The 338-nt window shown below is 64.2% G+C and carries 1 protein-coding gene; it reads right to left on the bottom strand.

The window, feature by feature from the left end; genetic code table 11:
* The coding region (locus tag R0J88_RS19195; RefSeq protein ID WP_410900761.1) for a hypothetical protein at positions 1–338 on the bottom strand (338 nt) is incomplete at both ends.

Raw genomic sequence — 338 nt, 5'->3', positions numbered from 1 at the left:
CCTTGCCCCACTGGATGCAGTCCATGACGAACAGGAAGTAACCGGGGAAGCCCATCTGCAGGATGACGTCGAGCTCGAAGCCCAGCCGCGTGCGGTAGCGCTGCTCGATCTCGGCCCAGGCCTCGCTGTCGCGCGGATGCCTGGCATGGGGATACAGCTTGTCGAGGCGCTCCGTCAGGCCATCATGCGAGACCTTGCGGAAGAACTGGTCCATCGTCATGCCTTCCGGCACCGGGAACTCGGGCAGGAAGTAGGTGCCCAGCTGCACGGTCACCGAGCAGCGCGCCGCGATCAGCACACTGTTCTCGAGCGCTTCGGGAATGTCGGAGAACAGCTCG

The organism is Pseudoalteromonas sp. SIMBA_162 (assembly GCF_046535955.1).
GTDB classification, from domain to species: domain Bacteria; phylum Pseudomonadota; class Gammaproteobacteria; order Enterobacterales; family Alteromonadaceae; genus Pseudoalteromonas; species Pseudoalteromonas marina.
Note: the sequence above shows the minus strand (reverse complement) of the source record. Positions and strands in the feature narration are given on the sequence as shown.